Source organism: Streptomyces sp. NPDC096324 (assembly GCF_044763015.1).
Taxonomy (GTDB): Bacteria; Actinomycetota; Actinomycetes; order Streptomycetales; family Streptomycetaceae; genus Streptomyces.
Genome location: NZ_JBIWFK010000006.1, coordinates 515562 through 533224, shown reverse-complemented (window position 1 = coordinate 533224; position 17663 = coordinate 515562). Strand labels below are relative to the sequence as shown.

The window sequence follows — 17663 nt, the reverse complement described above, 5'->3', positions numbered from 1 at the left end:
GCGCGTTCAGCCGCCGGGCGGGCCCCGCCGCTTCAGTGGTCCGCCGAGGCGGTGGCCGGGGGCCCGGCCGGGTGGACCGCGCGAGGGTGGCTCAGGCGGGTACCGGGCGGCGGCCCTATCAGCGGCCGGCCCTCGGAGGGGAGCCCCTCCACGAGCTCCGCGGCGATCACGATGCGGTCCCACAACGGAAGCCCGTCCGCGTCCCCGGCAAGCCGCTCCACCCGCGCCAGCAGCGATCGCGGGTCGGCCGGGCGACGCGAGGTGTCGCCCGGAAGCTCATGGTGGGTGGAAGCACCGGAAGGCACCGGCCGGGTGAGGGCGTGGGCCGGGTGTGTGGCGTACAACTCGGCTGCCAGGGCCGCTGGTTCGGCAACGCCGAGCGGCGACACATCGGCCGCCAGCAGGGAGAGCGCCTGTGCTCGCCGCCGGGGCAGCAGGACACCCACCTCCCGGATCAGGTCGGCGGGATCGTCGGGAGCGTGCAGGAAGTTCAGGCACATCAGCTCGCACCCGAGTGCCCCGCGCAGGGAACCGCCGTCCACCGAGCGGTTCTTGGACGATCCCTTCAGCTCGGCGAGCCGTTCCGCCGCGGTCGTCCCGGTGCGTTCGGGACCCCGGGTGTCACGGAGCGCGACGAAGAGACAGGGTGGCCCCGACTCGAGAATCATGTCCACGGCCCGGATAACCGCCAGGGGCGCCGCGTTGATCTGGTAGCGCCACAGCTCCCGGCACACCCGCGCGTCGACCCGCACGGTCAGAGCGCCGAGGGGTTCGAAGCCGTGCCCCGCCAGGAAGGCCAGCGCGGGCTCGACGCGCCGCCCGACGACGGCGTCGGGCTTGAACATCACGAATGTCGACCGCAGCAGTGCGCGGTGCGCCGTTTCCGTCTCCCAACCGTCCAGCAGGGCTGCCATTTCCCGGAAATAGACGTCATCGGGATAGGTGCGGCGCCTTTCCGGATCATGAGTGAGGGGAGCCCTCAACCACGCGTGGACCGTCATGATCCTCCGGCATTCCGTTCGTCCGCCGGGCCCGGTACGGCACCCGTGCGGCACGCCAAGTCCGCTGTATGCAAAGCAAGTTGCATCATTGTCATGCACCATTCGAGGGCAATACGCTGAGGCTACTTTCCATGACCGACCACATCAAGGAGGGTCCCATGAGTGTCGCCTTCAAGCAGGTCAAGGTCCGCCCGAAGCCGGGCAAGTAGTCGTCCTCGGATGCGATCGGGATCCGGATCCGGGCCTGTTCGCCCTCCAGCGGTCCTGATCGCATTCCTCCTCGGCCACCACGGAGTCCCCGGCTCAGGGGCTCCGTCCACCTTCACGCACCGGGGCGGAGCCGGCGTTGACAGACGCACCGACCGGAACGGCGACGAACGTCGAGGTGTCGGCCGCGACGGTCCTCGCCCTGCTCGGCGCCGGGCCCAGGGCTGAACGTGACGCCGTGCTGGAAACCGCCCGCGACAGCCGCCACAAGCTCGCCGCGACCCTGCTGAGCCTGTGGGCCGAGGACGGCCAAGCCCTCACCGAGGCGGAGACGGCCGAACTGCGCCTGCACCGAGAACGCATCGACCACTACCGCGGCGTCTGGTCGCGCCTGCGGACGGCTGCGCCCGGGACCTCCCTGCTCAAGGGCGGAACGATCGCCGCCCTCTACCCGCCGGGAGTGCTCCGCGCGGCCGGTGATCTCGATGTGCTCTGCCCCGGCCATACGGAGCTGTGGGACTGCGCCCGCCACCTCGCCTCGACGGGATGGGACTTGGGGGCCTTCACCGTGAGCCCCGCCAGGAGCGGCGACTCCGTGCCGCTGCACCTTGGAGCCGAGTTCCGCAGCCCGGCACCCGAACCGTCCCCCGACCCCTACGCCGTCGGACTGTTCACCGCGGAGATCGTGACCGAGGTGCGCGCCCCGGCATGGCAGCTCACCCGCCCCTCCCACTCCCCCCTGGCCGCCTGCGCGGTCGCCCTGGTGGCGGAACGCTGGGAGCGCCCCTTCCGCAGCCGCGACCTGCTCGACCTGGCACTGATGCTCCAGCACCTCGACGACATCGGCATACGGCAGTTGCGTACCGACCTCACCAGGACAGGCCTGTGGCCGGAGTGGCGGGAAGCCCTGCGTGCCGTGGCCCGGCTGGGCTGGCGGCCCGCCGTGACACTGCCGCACACCCGCAGGGCCGCGGCACGCGCCCGGCTGCGGCGGGCGGCCCGCACGACCGCGCGGTGGAGCAGCCCGGTCCGCGCGCCCGCGCTGATCGCCCAGTCGGGCATCGAGGGCGAGGGCGGCCCTCTCACGTACCTCGCCTCCGACCTCGCCCACCGCGCCATCGGCGCCAGGCGGCTCCTCGACGCGGGGCTGCCCCTGTTCGGCCTACCGCTGGAGGACGAGCCGACGGATCGGCTGCGTCTGGACGACGTCGGGCGTCATCTCGTCGCGCGGACCCCGTTGGGCTCGTTCCTGCTGGTGTCCGGCGCCGCCCGCCAGGAGTGGCTCGACGAGGCGGCCGACGCCGCCCGGAGCGCCGGGGAACCCGGCGCCTGAACCTCACTGGGCCGGCCTGCGGACTACGACCCGACGACCCCCACGGCAACGGGAGCGCGATGACGGACAGCACGAACGGAAGCGGTGACGGCATCCGCCCGGGCACCGGCGAACCGGCCGTGGAGACAAGCGGGTTGCGGCGGGAGTACCGCACACGGCGCGGCCCGGCCGTCGTCGCGCTCGACGACGTCTCCGTCACCGTGGAGCAGGGCGAGGTGCACGGACTCCTCGGCCCCAACGGGGCGGGCAAGAGCACCCTGATGAAGATCCTCTCCACCGTGCTGCTGCCGACCTCGGGAACCGGCCGGGTGCTCGGTCACGACCTCGCGACGGAACACCGTCGGATCCGGCCCCTGCTCGGCATCGTCTTCGGCGGCGAACGCGGCCTCTACCCACGTCTGACAGCTCGTCAAAATTTGCGCTACTGGGCCGCCTTGTACGGCCTGACGACCCGGGACGGTATCGCCCGCACCGACGCGCTCCTCGACGAGCTCGGGCTCGCCGAGCGCGCCGACGACCGGGTGGAGACCTTCTCCGTGGGCATGCGCCAGCGGCTCCACCTCGCACGCGGCATCATCGGCGACCCCCGCGTCCTGCTCCTCGACGAGCCGACCAACGGCCTGGACCCGCTGGCCGCACGGCAGTTGCGCGAACTCATCCGGCGGCTCGCCGGCGAGGGACGTACCGTAGTGCTCGCCACGCACGACCTGTCCGAGGCCGAAGTGCTCTGCGACCGCGTCACCATGATCAACCACGGGCGCGTGGTCGCCGCGGAGGCACCGAGGACGCTCGCCCGCCTCGTCGCACGCCAGGATCGTGTACGGATCCGAGCCGAGGAAGCCCTGGTCGCCCAGGTTCGCGCGCTCCCCGGGATCATCGGCACGGAACCCACCGACGACGGGACCACGCTCGTCACGGTTGAGAACAAGGAAGCCGTGGGCCGCGTCCTCGCCTTCGTCGTCGAGCGCGGTGTGACCGAGGTCCGCACCGAACTGCCCGGCCTCGAAGAGGTCTACCTGCACCTCGTGCACCGCAACGAGACGCGCAGTGTGGTGAACCGGTGAGCCTGCTCGTGGCGGCGGGCCGGTTCCAGGGACGCCTGGTGCTCACCCACCGCGACTACCTCATCGACCTGGTGCGTACGCCGCTGCTCGCCGCGGTGTTCCTGCTCCTGATCCGGCACAACGAACGCCCCGACCTCCTCGCCAACGGCCTGCTCGCCCCCGTACTGATGGGCGTGTGGAGCATGGCCATGCTGATCTCCGGGGAGGTCGTGGACAACGACCGCTGGCTCGGCACGCTGGAGCTCCAGATCGCCGCGCCGGTCGACTTCGCCCGGGTGGTCCTCAGCCGGGTCTGGGTGAGCACCACGATCAGCCTGCTGACGGTGCTGGAGGTCGCCGCCGTCGCGATCCTCGGATTCGGCACCGTCCCCCACGTACCGCATCCCGGCGTCTTCGCCGTGGCGCTCCTGGCCACCGCCGTCGCCACCGCGGGCACCGCCACGTTGATGGCCGCCCTGTTCGTCGCGACCCGGACGGCCCGCACGTTCCAGAACTCCTTGAGCTACCCCGTCCTGCTGCTCGGCGGGGTGTTCACCCCGCTCGACCGGCTGCCGGAGTGGACCCATCCCGTGGGCCGCCTCATCTATCTCTCCTGGAGCTCCGACCTGCTGCGCGACGCACTCGGCCCATCGGCGGTCACCTCCGTCGCGTGGCGCACCGGCGTCGTCCTCGGGCTCGGCCTCCTCACCGGGGCCGGTGGATGGCTCCTCCTCGGCCGGGTCGTACGGCTCGTACGCGAGAACGGGACGGTGGGGCTGCGATGAGCCGCACCGCGGACGGCGTCCGGACGGGCGGCCGCACACGGGTGCTCGGCTGGGCGGCACGCGCCGGAGCCGCCGACTACGGCACCGTGTTCACCTGGAAGACCTGGCTGCTCGGCTGGTTCGTCCGCATGCTCGCCCAGGTCCTGTTCTTCGCCACGATCGGCAACCTGCTCGGGCCGGGACAGGCCCGCTACCTCCTGGTCGGCAACGCGGTGGCGCTCGTCGCGCTGCACGGCGTGTTCGCGACCGCGTCCACCACGTGGGAGCTCCAGAACGGCACCCTTCCCCTGCTGGTCGCCTCGCCCAGCAGTCCCGCGCTCGTCCTGGTCGGGCGGAGCCTCTTCTGGCTGCCGGACGGGGTGGCCTGCGGGCTCGGCGCCGTACTCCTTCTCGGTCCGGTGGCGGGACTGAGCCTGAGCGTGGCGTCGGTGGCTCTGATCTCCGCCCTGCTGATCCTCGTCGCGGTGACGAGCTACTGCCTCGGCCTCTTCCTCGGATCCCTGGTGCTGACCGCCGTCGACCTGCGCAACGTCGTGTCCAACGCGGCGTTCACGGTGATGCTGATCGTCTGCGGCCCCGAGGTGCCCTCGGACGCCATCGGGCCCGCCCTCGCCGGGTTCGGCCAAGTGCTGCCCCTCACCCACGGATTGCTCGCGATCCGGGAGGTACTGGCGGACGAGGCGAGCGCGCACACCGCCGCACTGGCCGGCTGGGAGACACTGATCGGCGCGTGCTGGCTGGCGGCTGCGCTGACCGTACTGGGCCTGCGGGCCCGGAGGAGCAGGCGGGACGGGGCGGCCCTCTTCCTGACCTGATGGCCGCTCGGACGGAAGCGTACGGGCGTCTCCTCAAGACCGGATAGCGTGCGCGGCCATGGGCGAACTGATATTGATCCGACACGGTCAGACCGCATGGAGCCTGTCGGGCCGGCACGCCGATCGTACCGACGTCCCGCTGACGGACGCGGGTGAGGCCGCGGCGAAGGCACTCGCTCCGAGGGTGGCCCGGCGCCCCCTGGTCGCGGTGTTCAGCAGCCCGTTGAGCCGTGCCACGCGGACCGCCGAACTGGCGGGCCTGACGGGTGTCGAGCCCGATCCGGACCTGGTCGAGTGGGACTACGGCGGCTACGAAGGCCTGACCGCGGCACAGATCCGGGAGCGGCGGCCGGGGTGGGACCTTTGGCGGGACGGTGTCGTTCCCGGAGACGCCGACCATCCCGGCGAGCGGATCGAGCAGGTGGCCGCGCGTACGGATGCGGTGCTGGGCCGGATCCGGCCCCTGCTGTGCGACGGCGATGTCGCCGTCGTCGCGCACGGTCATCTGGCGCGGGTGCTCGCCGTACGCTGGCTCGGCCTCGACGCCTCCGCCGCCCGCCTGCTCGGCCATCCCCATCCGGGCACGCTCAGCTTCCTGGCCATCGAGGACGAGCAGCCGTTCATCGCCGCCTGGAACGTTCCGTAGGGCGGTCGGCCGCCGCACGCCCGCCGTGCGAGGCGCCGCGCAGCTCCCGGCGACAACCGGGAGGAGCCTAAGCCGTGCGGGTCGTCCGGCCCGTACGGGCGACGGTACGAGGTGGCACCCGAACAGTCCCGTACACCCCCTTTCGGCTACGACCCGCGCGCGGAACGGCTCATTCCCCGCGTTGGGCGGGGTGGCTGCTTAGCGTGACCCCATGACCACTGTCCAAGCCCCGCCCGTCCCCGACCACCGGCGGTGGAAGGCGCTCGCCGTCTGTCTGACGGCGGGCTTCATCTCCCTGCTCGACACCTCGATCGTGAATGTGGCGCTCCCCTCGATGGAGCACGGGCTGGCCGCCTCGGAGGCCGCCCAGTCCTGGGTGGTCTCCGGGTACGCCCTGACCTTCGGGCTGGTACTCGTCCCGGCGGGCCGGCTGGGTGACATGCGGGGGCGGCGCCAGGCCTTCCTGGCGGGGCTGGCCCTGTTCACACTGTCCTCGTGGGCGTGCGGCCTCGCCCCCAGTGCCTCCTGGCTCGTGCTGTTCCGGCTCATCCAGGGCGCGGCGGCCGGCATGGTCGCCCCCCAGACCTCGGGGCTGATCCAGCAGATGTTCCAGGGCGCGGAGCGGGCCAAGGCGTTCGGTCTGCTGGGCAGTGTCATCGGGGTCTCTACAGCGGCCGGTCCGCTGGTGGGGGGTGTGCTGATCGACGCCGTGGGCACCGACGACGGCTGGCGCTGGGTGTTCTTCGTCAACCTGCCCATCGGAGTCGCCGCGTTCGTCGCGGGCCTGCGGCTGCTGCCCCGGTTCCCGGTGTCGACGGGCCGGCGGGAGGAGTTCGACCCGTTCGGTGTGCTGCTCCTCGGTGCCGCCGTTCTCGCGCTCATGCTGCCGCTGGTTCAGGAGCAGCAGTGGACCGGGCGGCTGAAGTGGGCCCTGCTGCCGGTCGGCGCGCTGCTGCTCCTCGGGTTCTGGGCGTGGGAACGGCGCCAGAAACTGCGCGGGCGGGCGCCGCTGGTCGATCTGGACCTGTTCTCCCTGCGCTCCTTCACCCTGGGTTCCCTGATCAGCCTCACCTATTTCGCCGGCTTCACCACGGTCTTCTTCGTCTACTCCCTGTTCCTGCAGAACACGGCCGGGTACAGCGCGCTGGCGGCCGGTGTGTCGGTGCTGCCCTTCGCGGCCGCGTCCGCGGTCGGCGCCGCCGTCGGGGGCCGGCTGGTGATGCGTCACGGACGCAAGTTGGTCGTCTTCGGCCTGCTCCTGGTGGTGGTGGGGCTGCTCGGGGTGGTCGTGGCGGTGCAGTTGGTACCGCTGGAGAGTGTCGGGTGGGCCACGGCCCTGCCCATGGTCGTCGGCGGGATCGGCTCGGGCCTCACGGTCTCCCCCAATACGACGCTGACCCTCACGCGCGTGCCCGTGCAGCGGGCCGGCGCGGCCGGCGGGGTGCTCCAGACGGGGCAGCGCATCGGCTCCGCGGCCGGGATCGCCGTGGTGGGCGCGGTGTACTTCGCCCACCAGGCCAACCACGGCCGTTCCGTGACCGCCATTCAGCTCGGACTGCTCACCGCCGTCGGAATGAGCGTGATCGCCCTGCTGCTGGCCATCGCCGACCAGCGCGTACGCCAGGCACACCCCGAACCGGAACGACCCGCGACGACCGCCCGACGGGGTTTCGAGGAGGGCGAGGCGGAGGAAGTGGTCCGGCGCGGCTGACGTGGCCGAGGGGGCGCGCCTCCCGGCGCGCCGGACTTCGTGGGTTGTTCGTAGGACGACGGCTCGTGGAAGCCGCCCACACCTCCCCGGCACGCCCCCGCCTCGCATCCTCCCTACCCACCAACCAGGCGCCGAGCGCCGCCAGTACGGCCGCGGCCAGGCCGTACACCGGCAGCCACAGCGTCGTCGTGGACGCCAGGCAGTCGCCCACGACGTGCCGGGCTCCGGTCGTCCTGGGCGAAGGCCGGCGCGGCACCGTCCCGACCCGCCAGGTCGTGCAGTGCGGCCTGTGCCCGCAGCGCCGCGTAGTCGCCCAGGTGGGCGCACGTCGTGCGCGTGCCCGGCATCGGGAAGAACCACTCCCAGCGCTGTATGGCGGGCGCCACCGCGAGGGCCACGCACAGGCCGACGACCAGGGAGTAGGCGGTCAGGCTCCGTGCGTACGCGGACTGTGCGCCGGCCGTGGGAACCGGCGCCCGGGTGCAGGCGAAGATCAGCGCGAGCAGGGTGGCCCCAAGGTAGGTGGAGAACCACTGCCAGGAGCCGGAGGAGAGCGCGAAGGCCAGGACACCGGCGAGGGCGGTGCTGAGTACCCCGGCCCGGTTGGCGGCTCCCCTGTCCGTGACGGCGGTCACCGATCCCTGGGAGCCCGCGCTGCTGCCGTCGTTCATGCGCTCTCCTGCTCAAGCCCGGCATCGGGTCACCAGTCTCCGGCCGCCGTCCCGTTCAGGCCCTCGCACCATGCGCTTCCGCCCGCCGCCTCGCCCGGTCGGCGGGCGCGGAGGCCGGGATCCGGCGCGGCAGGGGACGCGGTCCCGTGAAGCACCCGCGGAAACTGTGTGGCCACGGTGTCAGTAGGTCCGCTTATGCTGCACCGGACGATCATGAAGGACCAGGGGAGGGTACGGCATGTGGGGCAAGCTGTTCGGCAAGGACGCGGAGAGACCGGCGGCGGGTCCGCACGCGCTCCCGGTGTCGCGCAGGGGCAAGAACGGGGTGCACACGCTGCGCGCGCTCGGGGACGTACGGGTGCTCGCGCTGGTGGAAGCGGCCGACGCCGGTGACTGGGAGGCCGTCAAGTCCGCGCTGTCCCCCTTCGATCCGGGCCGTGACCACAAGGTGCTCGCCGAACTGGCGGAGCTGGACGGTGTGCAGGACTGGATCGGGCGCGCCGTCGAGGAGGACAAGGAGCACCGGGCGACGGCCCTGCTGATATCCGGAACGCGCCACATCAGCTGGGGCTGGGAGGCCCGCACCAGCGCCCGCGCCGCGAACGTCACGCAGGAACAGTGGCGCATCTTCCGCGAGCGGCTCGTGATCGCCGAGGAGCATCTGCTGGAGGCCGCCGAACTGCGCCCGGAGTGGATCACCCCGTGGCGCCGTCTCCTCACCTCCGCGCGCGGTATGTCACTGCCCTCGAGCGTGAAGGAGACCCGGTTCGACGCCGCACTGCGCCGGGACCCGCTGGACCTGGAGACCCACATCGAGTGGGTGTCGCAGTTGCAGCCCCGCTGGGGCGGCGATCCCGGCCAGGCCCTGGCGTTCGCCCGGGACGCGCTCCGCCGCGCCCCGCAGGGGCACCCTCTCGGCTGTGTGATCGCCATGGCGCACATCGAGGACTGGGTCGAGTCGGAGCGTGGGAACTGTCTCGAAACCCCGGCGATCCAGGCCGAGTTGCGCGAGGCGGCCGACCACAGCATCCTCCACCCGGCCTATGCGCGACACCCGGGCTGGCAGCACGACTTCAACATGTTCGCCATGGCCCTGTCCCTGGCCGGTGAGCGTCACACGGCCCGGCGTGTCTACCAGGAACTCGACGGCGCGTACACGAGCTGGCCGTGGACGTACTTCGCGGAGCCCGAGAAGCAGTTCGCCCGCCACCACCGCCGCGCCTGAGCGCACACCACTTCCGGCGTGCCCGAGCGCACGCCGATCCCGCCGCCACCCCGTCGCGCCTGAGCGCACGCCGGACCCGCCGCCCCGTTTCTCCTCTGCCTTCGGACTGCCCCATGACACTGCCCGACACCGCCGCGACCCCGGCGGGCGACGACCGCACCTTCCAAGTGGATCTGCGGGGCCTCGTCGACCTCCTCTCCCACCACCTCTACTCCAGCCCTCGCGTCTATCTGCGTGAACTCCTGCAGAACGCGGTGGACGCGCTGACCGCCCGGCACGCCCTCGAACCGGGCGCCTCGACCGATGCCTTCGGGATTCGCCTGTACGCCGACGGTTCGGTGGTCCGGGTCGAGGACGACGGCGTCGGTCTGACCGAGGCCGATGTGCACACCTTCCTCGCCACGATCGGCCGCAGCAGCAAGCGCGCCGAGAAGATCGCCGAGCAACGAGGCGATTTCATCGGCCAGTTCGGTATCGGGCTGCTGTCCTGCTTCCTGGTCGCGGACGAGATCCATGTCCTCAGCCGCTCGGCCCGTACTCCCGACGCGCCCGCCGTGGAGTGGCGGGGCCGCGGCGACGGCAGCTACACCGTCCGCACCCTGCCCGCGTCCGCCCGCCCCCGGCCCGGCACCACCGTCACCCTGACGCCGCGCGCCGACGCGGGCGACTGGACCCGGCCGGTCCAGGTTCAGGCGCTGGCCCGGCACTTCGGCTCGCTGCTGCGCCACCCGGTGACCTTCACCGACGGGACGGGCGGCACACCCGCGCCGGTCAACCCCGAACCCGCGCCCTGGGCGGTCACGTACCCCACGCCGGGAGCCCGTTCGCGCGCCCTGGCCGCGTACGGCGAGGACGTCCTCGGATTCAAGCCGCTGGACACGATCGAGCTGGACCTGCCGGCCGTGGGCCTGAAGGGCATCGCCTGCGTGCTGCCCGAGACGGTCCCGGCCGGGCGCCGCCACGGCCACCGCGTGCACGTCAAGGGCATGCTGCTGTCCGAGCAGGCCGAGGAGATCCTGCCCGAGTGGGCATTCTTTGTCCGCTGTGTGGTCGACGCCGAGAGCCTGCGCCCGACGGCGTCCCGCGAGTCCCTGTACGAGGACGACACCCTCGCCGCCGTCCGCGACGCCCTCGCCGAACGACTGCGGGACTGGATCGCCCGGGCCGCCGCCAGCGACCCGGACCTGCTCGCCCGCTTCCTCCAGGTGCATCACCTGGCCGTCAAGTCGCTCGCCGTGCACGACGACGAGATCCTGCGGATGCTGCTGCCCTGGCTGCCGTTCGAGACCACCGACGGGCACGCCACGCTCGACGAGTTCGCGCGCACCCACCGCACGGTGCTCGTGACATCGAGCGTGGAGGAGTTCCGGCAGGTCGCCGCGATCGCCTCGGCCGCCGGACTCGGAGTCGTCAACGGCGGCTACACGTACGACCGTGAACTCGTGCACCGGCTGCCGGAGATCAGGCCCGAGGCGAGCGTCGCGGACCTCGACCCGGCGACCCTGACCGCCCACCTCGACCCCGTCGACCGGGAGACGGAGCTGGCCGCCGCGGCGTACCTCGCCCAGGCCCGCGACGCCCTCGCCGTCTTCGACTGCGACGTCGCCCTGCGCGCCTTCCAGCCCGCCTCCGCGCCCGCCCTCCTCGTCGACAGCCGCGAGGCCCGGCACGAGCGCACCCGCTCCCAGCTCGCCCGCGAACAGGAAGGCGGCGTGTGGGGCGACATCCTCGGCGCCCTGCGCCAGGAGGCTCCGCGGGCCCAGCTCATCCTCAACCAGCTCAACCCGCTGGTGCGTACGGCCGTCACCATCACCGAGCCCGAACTGGCCCGCACCAGCGCCGAAGCCCTCTACGGCCAGGCCGCGATGCTGTCCCGGCGTCCGCTCAGGCCCGCCGAGTCGAGCCTCATCAACCGCTCCTTCCTCGACCTCCTCGCCCACGCCCTCCGCAAGGACAGCTGACGATGCCGACCGCACCCCAGACCACCGACGAGCTGCTCCAGGCGCTCCAGGAGAACGACCGCCGGCCCTACGGCCGCACCCGCACCGTCACCGCCGAGGAACTCGTCGAGGCGGCCGAGCAGTTCGCCGAGCCCGTTCCCCTCATTCGCGCACTCCTCGAACTCCAGGAGGCGTACACCTACGGCTCCGAACCCCGGAAGTCGCCCGTCGTCTTCGCCCGCCTGCTCACCCTGTTCGACGAGCAGCCCGACGTCTTCGACGAACGCCTGCGCCACCTGCTGTTCTGGCGGTTCAAGTGGGTGGCCAACGCGCTGCTCGCGCTGCCCGAGATACCGCTGGCCAGCCTGCGCCAGTGGCAGAAGGAGATGCGCGACCGGTACGAGAAGGCCGACCTGGGCCTTCAGCCGTACTACGGGCAGGCGTACCAACTCGCCGCGCACCTCGGTGAGGACACCGCGCTCGCCTACGAGCTGTGGGCGGGGCGCCCCCGCACCAGGCTCAGCGACTGCGAGGCCTGCGAGATCTGCGAGCGCGCCCTGTTCCACCTCGCGGCGGGCGACGACGAGCGGGCCCTGCGCGTCTGGGAGCCCGTCCTGGCGGGGAAGGACTCCTGCCAGGAGGAGCCGGCGCGGTCCATCTCGCACGCGCTGCTGCCCCTGCTGCGCACCGGCGCCGCCGACCGGGCCGTCGAACTGCACCTCGCCGGCTACCGCGCCTGCCGCCGCAACCCCTCGATGGCCGGGGAGGTCGGCCGTCACCTGGAGTTCTGCGCGCTGACCGGCAACGAGGCGCGCGGTCTGGAACTGCTCGCCGAGAACCGGGGGCTGTTCGACGAGGTGGAGTCGCCTCGGGACATGCTCGACTTCCTCACCGGTGTGGAGGTCCTCCTCCGTCGCGTCGAACACCTCGGCCACGGCGAACTGCCCGCCGCCGGATTCGCGGGCCGCGCCTGGACGGCGGCCGGCCTGCGCGCCGAAGTGGCCGACCGCGCCGATGACTTCGCCGCTCGTTTCGACGCCCGCAACGGAACCACCGCCCACGCCGACCGCCGCGCGGCCCGCGTCGAACGTGCCCCGCTCCTGGACGCGTTGGAGCTGACGCTGCGCCCTCGCAGCCTCGACGACGTGGCCGCGGCCGTCCCGATGGCCGCACCTCCGGCCCGTACGACCGCCACCGCCGTACCCGAGTCGGTCGGCGAACTGATCCTCCGGGCAAGGAAGTTGGACGGCCTGGGCCACCCGGAGTCAACCGCCCTCTGGGCACGGCTGCGCACGCTCTCGGCCGCTCGGGACTACGCCCACCCCGACGACCCGGAGGTGGGTCCCCTCGTACGGCTCCGCGCGGACCTGCTGGACGACGAGGCGAGCCGGGCGGGCGACAAGGACGAGTTCGCCGTCGCCCAGGCGCTGTACGAGGAGGCCGCGGGACTGTACGAGGACGCCGGAGCGCCGGAGCGGGCGGCACTCGCCCGCGCCTGCGCGCTGCTCGCGGCGGCGGGCGGCGTCGACGACGGGGCCGAGGCGAAGGCCGCCGCGCTGACCGAAGCCCACGCGTCCATCGTCGCCCTGCACGAGGAGACCTCCGGCCTCACACCGGTCCACGAGGCCCGTCTGCTGCGCCTTCGGGCCACCGCGCTCGGTCTGCGCCTGCAGACGTCCGGCAACGAGGACGACGTCGAGCCGGCCTTCGCCGAGGCGGACCTGCTCCTGGCGTTCGCCACGCGGCACGACATCGCCGGGCAGATCTCCGGCGGACTGCTGCTGAAGGCCGGCACGCACGCCCTCTCCGGCGACCTGCCCGCCGCGGTCGCCGGGGTCGACGATCTCCTCGGCCGGCTGAAGGCCCAGGGCCCGGCCTGGCACCTGCCCCGCGCACTCGGTCTGCGGGCCCGGCTCCAGCTCGGGCTCCGGGACCCGGAGGCCGCGCACGCGAGCCTGATGGAGGGCCTGCGGCTGGCCGCCGACTGGCCGGCCGAGGCGGTCGACACCAGCCGTCTCCACAGTGACCTGGCCGAGGTCTGCATGCACCTGGGCCGGCCCGACGAGGCACTGCGCCATCTGACGCGGTCGGCTGAACTGGACCTGCGTCACGGCAGCCGCACGGAGGCGTTCTGCAGCTACAGCAACGCGGCCCAGCTCAGCCTCGACATGGGCCGGGTCGAGGACTGCATCGCCCTGCTCGACTCCCTGATGACCGAACCGGACGTCACGGCGGGCGAGTTGGACGACCGGCTCCTGGCCCAGCTCCGCCTGACCCGGGCCCGGGCCCTGCACGCGGGTGAGGACCTCAAGGCCGCCACGGCCGAACTCGTCGCTCTCGCGGCCGAGTCGGCCGACTGGGAAGACGACCCCGGAAGCCACGCCATGATCGCCGCCGAGGCGGCCGTGCTCCTCGGCGAGTGCGGCGACTTCGGCCGGGCCCGCGAAGCCGTGAACCAGGCGCTCGCCGCCCACGCGCTGGCACCGCGCTACGAGCAGCTCAGCAGTTGTCTGCGCGAACTCGCCCGTCAGCAGGCTCAGCAGCACGGCGAGGAGGGCCTGACCGATGCCCTCGCCTTCCTCGCCGACGCCGACCGGATCGCCGAAGAGGCCCGCGAGGCCGCGTACGAGACCCGGGGACGCTCCCTGGACTCGGCCCTGGCCTACGAACACGGCCGGGTCAACGCCTACGCCGGTGAGTACGAGGACGCCCTGGCCGCGCTGGAGAAGGCCCTCGCCCTCCTGGGCGAGCCGGGACCGGAGGACGACCGGGCGGGCGAGTGGGCCGAATGCGTCCGCTTCGCGGGCGCCGTCGAGGGCCTCTACCTCGAACGCGTCTCCCCCGCCCTCACCCGCCTCGACAAGGCGGTGTCCCTGCTGACCCGCCTGGGCCGCACGGAGGAAGCCGAACCGCTGACGACGTTGGCCTCCCGCCTGCGCGACGAGGCCTGACACACCGGCCGCGGTGCCGGGCCGAGTACGCCCCGGCACCGCGGCCGAGCCCTCCTCCATGCTTGGTCAGCGATCCCGTGTTCCTCATCGACGTGGTTGCGGCAGACTGGAGGTCCTGTGTGGGCGCGGCCGGGGGGATCGCCATGGTCAGGTATGTGCACCACGAGCTCAGGGGTGCCGGCATGACGGTGGCTGCCGCCGCCGTCGGTCTGGTGGTGGCCCTGCCCTTGCGTGCGCTGCCGCATGCGGAGGTACCGGGGGATGTCGTCGCGTGGTTCGCGGGCATCCTCGTGGTCGTGCCGTGCCTCTCCCTGATCGGGGAAGGGCGCGCCTTCCGGAGGGCGGTGCCGTTGCAGGATCCCGACGCGGTTCTGTCTCGCGGCCACGCCCCGCGGCCGTACCTGTTCCACGGTGGATTCCTGGCCGTCCTGCTGGTACTGACCCTGCCCCTGGCTCTCGTGACGAACCCGCTGGCCGCTCTGTGCGTGCTGCCTCTCACCGCGCAGTTGCTGGTCAACGCCGCGTACGCGCTCTACTGGGAGCGGACTCACGGTCTGCTGATCTGGCGAGGTGCCGTCCCCGAGCAGCCGCTGGGCAAGGGGCAGATGTTCTACTCCTCGACCCGGCCGCCGCGCCGCCGGGAAGATCACGATCTCCGGGCGGAGTACCACTAGGCTGCCAGGCGGCACCGGCCTCAACCCTGGAGTGGATGTCATGGTCGACCTCTTCGGGAAGCACCCGTACCCCGACGCATTCCGCTCGGACGAGAAGCCCGCACCTCACGAGCTGCTCACGCCGGTCATCGGACTTCTCGGCACCTGGGCCGGACAAGGCCGCGGCGGCTACCCGACGCTCGACGAGGAGTTCGTCTACGCGCAGGAGGTCACCTTCAGCCACGACGGTCGGCCCTTTCTCCACTACGAGGCACGCGCCTGGCTACTCGACCCGGAGCGCTCACCGCTGCGCCCGTCGGCCCGGGAGAGCGGCTGGTGGCGGATGCAGGCCGACGGACGCGTGGAGGCGTTGATCACCCAGCCCACCGGCATCGCGGAAATCCTGGTCGGGCAGGTAACCGACGGCGCAGTGGACCTCGCCACGCAACAGGTGGCACTCGCTCCCACGGCCAAGGAGGTGGCCGCCACGCGCCGCCGCTACACCTTGACGGACGAGGACACCCTGGACTTCCTCCATGACCTGGAGGCGGTCGGTCAGCCGTTGCAGCACCATCTCTCCGCGCGGCTCCAGCGCTCCGGCGCGAGCTGAGGCGCGGGGCCGGAACCGCCGACCGACTCCGGCCGGGCCCGGCCGGAAGCTCTTGCCGGGGCGGGCACAGACCGGTGCGATGCCTGCACCGGGGCGGGCCGCAGACCGGCGCGGTGCCTGACTGACCCGTGCATGGTCGCGGCGCCTGCCTGACCCGTACCTGGTCACTTGCCCGTGCATCGGCAGGGCGACCGGCCGTACGTCGTGGCGGTGCCTGCGGCCTCCCCGTACACCGTGTCCTCGTATCCGTACCCTGGTTGCATGCGCATGCGCCCGACCCTGAGCTGGATCCCCTCCGGGGACCTCCCGCCGGCTACGACTGATCTGGAGCCGGTGGCCGCCGCGCTGCGCACCGGCGGCGTGCTGGTGCTCAGCGGGGCGGGCATCTCGACGGAGTCGGGCATCCCCGACTACCGGGGCGAGGGCGGGAGCCTGCGCCGGCACACCCCGATGACCTACCAGGACTTCACCGCCACCGCTCAGGCCCGGCGGCGGTACTGGGCCCGCAGCCACCTCGGCTGGCGGACCTTCGGCCGGGCCCGCCCCAACGACGGACACCGGGCCGTGGCCGCGTTCGGGCGCCACGGCCTGCTCTCCGGGGTGATCACACAGAACGTCGACGGGCTGCACCAGGCCGTCGGCAGTCAGGGCGTCGTGGAACTCCACGGAAGCCTGGAGCGGGTCGTCTGTCTCTCCTGCGGTGCCCGCACCCCGCGCCGCGAACTCGCCCGCCTGCTGGAGGAGGCCAACCCCGGCTTCGCGCCGGTGGCCGCCGCCGTCAACCCGGACGGTGACGCCGACCTCACCGACGAGCAGGTCGGAGAGTTCCACGTGGTCCCGTGCACGGTCTGCGGCGGCATCCTCAAGCCGGACGTGGTCTTCTTCGGCGAGTCCGTTCCGCCGTCGCGGGTCGAGGAGTGCCGCCGCCTGGTCCGTGAGGCCACTTCGCTGCTGGTCCTGGGCTCCTCCCTGACGGTCATGTCCGGACTGCGGTTCGTGCGTCAGGCGGCCGATGCCGGGAAGCCGGTACTGATCGTCAACCGGGACGCGACCCGGGGCGACCAGCATGCCCTGACCCGGGTCGCACTCCCCCTGGGTACGGCCCTCACCACCGTGGCCGGCCGGCTCGGCATCCCCTTGGACGAGGCCGCGGCCTGAGCCTGGGGGTGGTGGCCGGCCGCCGCGACCGCGGCCGATCCTCCCGACCGGGGGCGCGGTTCAGCGGCCGCCCCGCAGGCGAGCGGCCCAACGGCCGAGGGTCCTGCGCGAACGGCGCACACGAGAGCGGGCCGGTGGCCGGCGGTCCCGGGAACCTGCCGGGCTCGTATCGCCCGGACCACGCTCCCAGAGGCCGTCGGGCGACAGAAGCGGCGCCTTGCGTTCCTTCTGGGCCTGGATCTCGACGTGGGCCGCGTGCGAGGTCGCACGAAACACCTCTTCGTACGAGGCCAGGGCCGCGTTCACGGCTCCGCCGGCAAGACCTCTGGAGCGGACGCGGGCGGCGAGCCAGACGAAGAAGCCGATGACGGCGGCGAGGCCACCGAACATGACCACGAAGGGCACGAGCGCATCCATGGAGCGAGGCTACTGGCCGACTTGGATCAGCCGCCGGCCACCCTGCCCGTGGACGACCACACGCACCGAGGGGTACGGCCCTTCACCCCCGAGCGCTCGCAGCGCGGGCCCGTCTGCGCAGTTCCAGGCGGGCCGCGGGCATCCGGCCCGGCCCCGTCCAGAACGGATGCCACCACAGCCGGGCCGACAGCACCAGCAGACGGCGGCGCAGGGCCGTGCGCCCCGCCGGGCGGGGTACGGCGAGGGCGTCGTAGGTGCGACACCAGGCAACTTCGAGTTGGACCAGGTCTTGAGGGAAGGACATGCGTGACACGGACTCCATCGCTCTATTAGTTCACATGTTCGATTTCCTCCTCAAGTCCGACCCTCCACCGCACCGCGCGCCCGGTTCCGCTCGACCGGTTCCGCCCGCCCACCCGGTCGCGGGTTCCGCCCGCCCGCACCAGGACGGTCCGGACCTCGGAGGCGGCGGCCCCGGCCGGTCGCGCCCGATCGAG

The 17663-nt window shown here is 72.5% G+C and carries 16 protein-coding genes; 12 read left to right on the top strand and 4 right to left on the bottom strand.

The annotated features are described in order from the left end of the window. Positions 1–32: 32 nt before the first annotated feature. Positions 33–914, bottom strand: a complete 882-nt coding sequence (locus ACIQ7M_RS19455) for a nucleoside-diphosphate kinase (protein WP_403645686.1) — start codon at positions 912–914, stop codon at positions 33–35. A 433-nt stretch (positions 915–1347) separates the two neighbouring features. Between ACIQ7M_RS19455 and ACIQ7M_RS19450 the strand changes: the two genes are divergently transcribed. The 6 genes from ACIQ7M_RS19450 to ACIQ7M_RS19425 all read left to right on the top strand — a co-directional run bounded on the left by ACIQ7M_RS19450 (position 1348) and on the right by ACIQ7M_RS19425 (position 7541). Then, the gene (locus ACIQ7M_RS19450; protein ID WP_403645683.1) at positions 1348–2541 is read left to right on the top strand and encodes a hypothetical protein; all 1194 of its coding nucleotides are present in this window, start codon (positions 1348–1350) and stop codon (positions 2539–2541) included. A 59-nt stretch (positions 2542–2600) separates the two neighbouring features. Beyond that, complete coding sequence (locus ACIQ7M_RS19445; RefSeq protein WP_403645680.1) at positions 2601–3605, top strand: ABC transporter ATP-binding protein; 1005 nt, start codon at positions 2601–2603, stop codon at positions 3603–3605. Beyond that, on the top strand, positions 3602–4369 hold the full coding sequence (locus tag ACIQ7M_RS19440; protein WP_403645677.1) for an ABC transporter permease: 768 nt from the start codon (positions 3602–3604) through the stop codon (positions 4367–4369). Before ACIQ7M_RS19445 ends, ACIQ7M_RS19440 begins: the two co-directional genes overlap by 4 nt. Further along, positions 4366–5184, top strand: coding sequence for an ABC transporter permease (locus ACIQ7M_RS19435; RefSeq protein WP_403645674.1), 819 nt, complete (start codon positions 4366–4368; stop codon positions 5182–5184). Before ACIQ7M_RS19440 ends, ACIQ7M_RS19435 begins: the two co-directional genes overlap by 4 nt. Before the next feature lie 58 nt (positions 5185–5242). Continuing rightward, the gene (locus tag ACIQ7M_RS19430; RefSeq protein ID WP_403645671.1) at positions 5243–5830 is read left to right on the top strand and encodes a histidine phosphatase family protein; all 588 of its coding nucleotides are present in this window, start codon (positions 5243–5245) and stop codon (positions 5828–5830) included. Between the two features lie 211 nt (positions 5831–6041). Then, positions 6042–7541, top strand: a complete 1500-nt coding sequence (locus ACIQ7M_RS19425; RefSeq protein WP_403645668.1) for an MFS transporter — start codon at positions 6042–6044, stop codon at positions 7539–7541. Positions 7542–7654: 113 nt separating this feature from the next. On the opposite strand, the gene ACIQ7M_RS19420 is transcribed toward ACIQ7M_RS19425, so the two are convergent. Continuing rightward, positions 7655–8212, bottom strand: a complete 558-nt coding sequence (locus ACIQ7M_RS19420) for a hypothetical protein (RefSeq protein ID WP_403645665.1) — start codon at positions 8210–8212, stop codon at positions 7655–7657. A 238-nt stretch (positions 8213–8450) separates the two neighbouring features. Between ACIQ7M_RS19420 and ACIQ7M_RS19415 the strand changes: the two genes are divergently transcribed. The 6 genes from ACIQ7M_RS19415 to ACIQ7M_RS19390 all read left to right on the top strand — a co-directional run bounded on the left by ACIQ7M_RS19415 (position 8451) and on the right by ACIQ7M_RS19390 (position 16749). Continuing rightward, the gene (locus ACIQ7M_RS19415) at positions 8451–9437 is read left to right on the top strand and encodes a hypothetical protein (protein WP_403645662.1); all 987 of its coding nucleotides are present in this window, start codon (positions 8451–8453) and stop codon (positions 9435–9437) included. 113 nt (positions 9438–9550) lie between these two features. Then, on the top strand, positions 9551–11398 hold the full coding sequence (locus ACIQ7M_RS19410) for an HSP90 family protein (protein ID WP_403645659.1): 1848 nt from the start codon (positions 9551–9553) through the stop codon (positions 11396–11398). 2 nt (positions 11399–11400) lie between these two features. Then, positions 11401–14328 carry a hypothetical protein gene (locus tag ACIQ7M_RS19405; RefSeq protein ID WP_403645656.1) on the top strand — a complete coding sequence of 976 codons (2928 nt, stop codon included), beginning with the start codon at positions 11401–11403 and terminating at the stop codon, positions 14326–14328. A 182-nt stretch (positions 14329–14510) separates the two neighbouring features. Continuing rightward, positions 14511–15002, top strand: a complete 492-nt coding sequence (locus ACIQ7M_RS19400) for a hypothetical protein (RefSeq protein ID WP_403645653.1) — start codon at positions 14511–14513, stop codon at positions 15000–15002. 40 nt (positions 15003–15042) lie between these two features. Next, positions 15043–15591, top strand: a complete 549-nt coding sequence (locus tag ACIQ7M_RS19395) for an FABP family protein (RefSeq protein ID WP_403645650.1) — start codon at positions 15043–15045, stop codon at positions 15589–15591. 261 nt (positions 15592–15852) lie between these two features. Further along, complete coding sequence (locus ACIQ7M_RS19390) at positions 15853–16749, top strand: NAD-dependent protein deacetylase (protein ID WP_403645647.1); 897 nt, start codon at positions 15853–15855, stop codon at positions 16747–16749. Between the two features lie 60 nt (positions 16750–16809). Here the strand turns inward: ACIQ7M_RS19390 and ACIQ7M_RS19385 are convergent, their stop codons facing one another. Both ACIQ7M_RS19385 and ACIQ7M_RS19380 read right to left on the bottom strand, forming a co-directional pair. Then, the gene (locus ACIQ7M_RS19385; RefSeq protein ID WP_403645644.1) at positions 16810–17166 is read right to left on the bottom strand and encodes a hypothetical protein; all 357 of its coding nucleotides are present in this window, start codon (positions 17164–17166) and stop codon (positions 16810–16812) included. Positions 17167–17248: 82 nt separating this feature from the next. Then, complete coding sequence (locus tag ACIQ7M_RS19380; RefSeq protein WP_403645641.1) at positions 17249–17470, bottom strand: hypothetical protein; 222 nt, start codon at positions 17468–17470, stop codon at positions 17249–17251. Between the last annotated feature and the right edge of the window lie 193 nt (positions 17471–17663).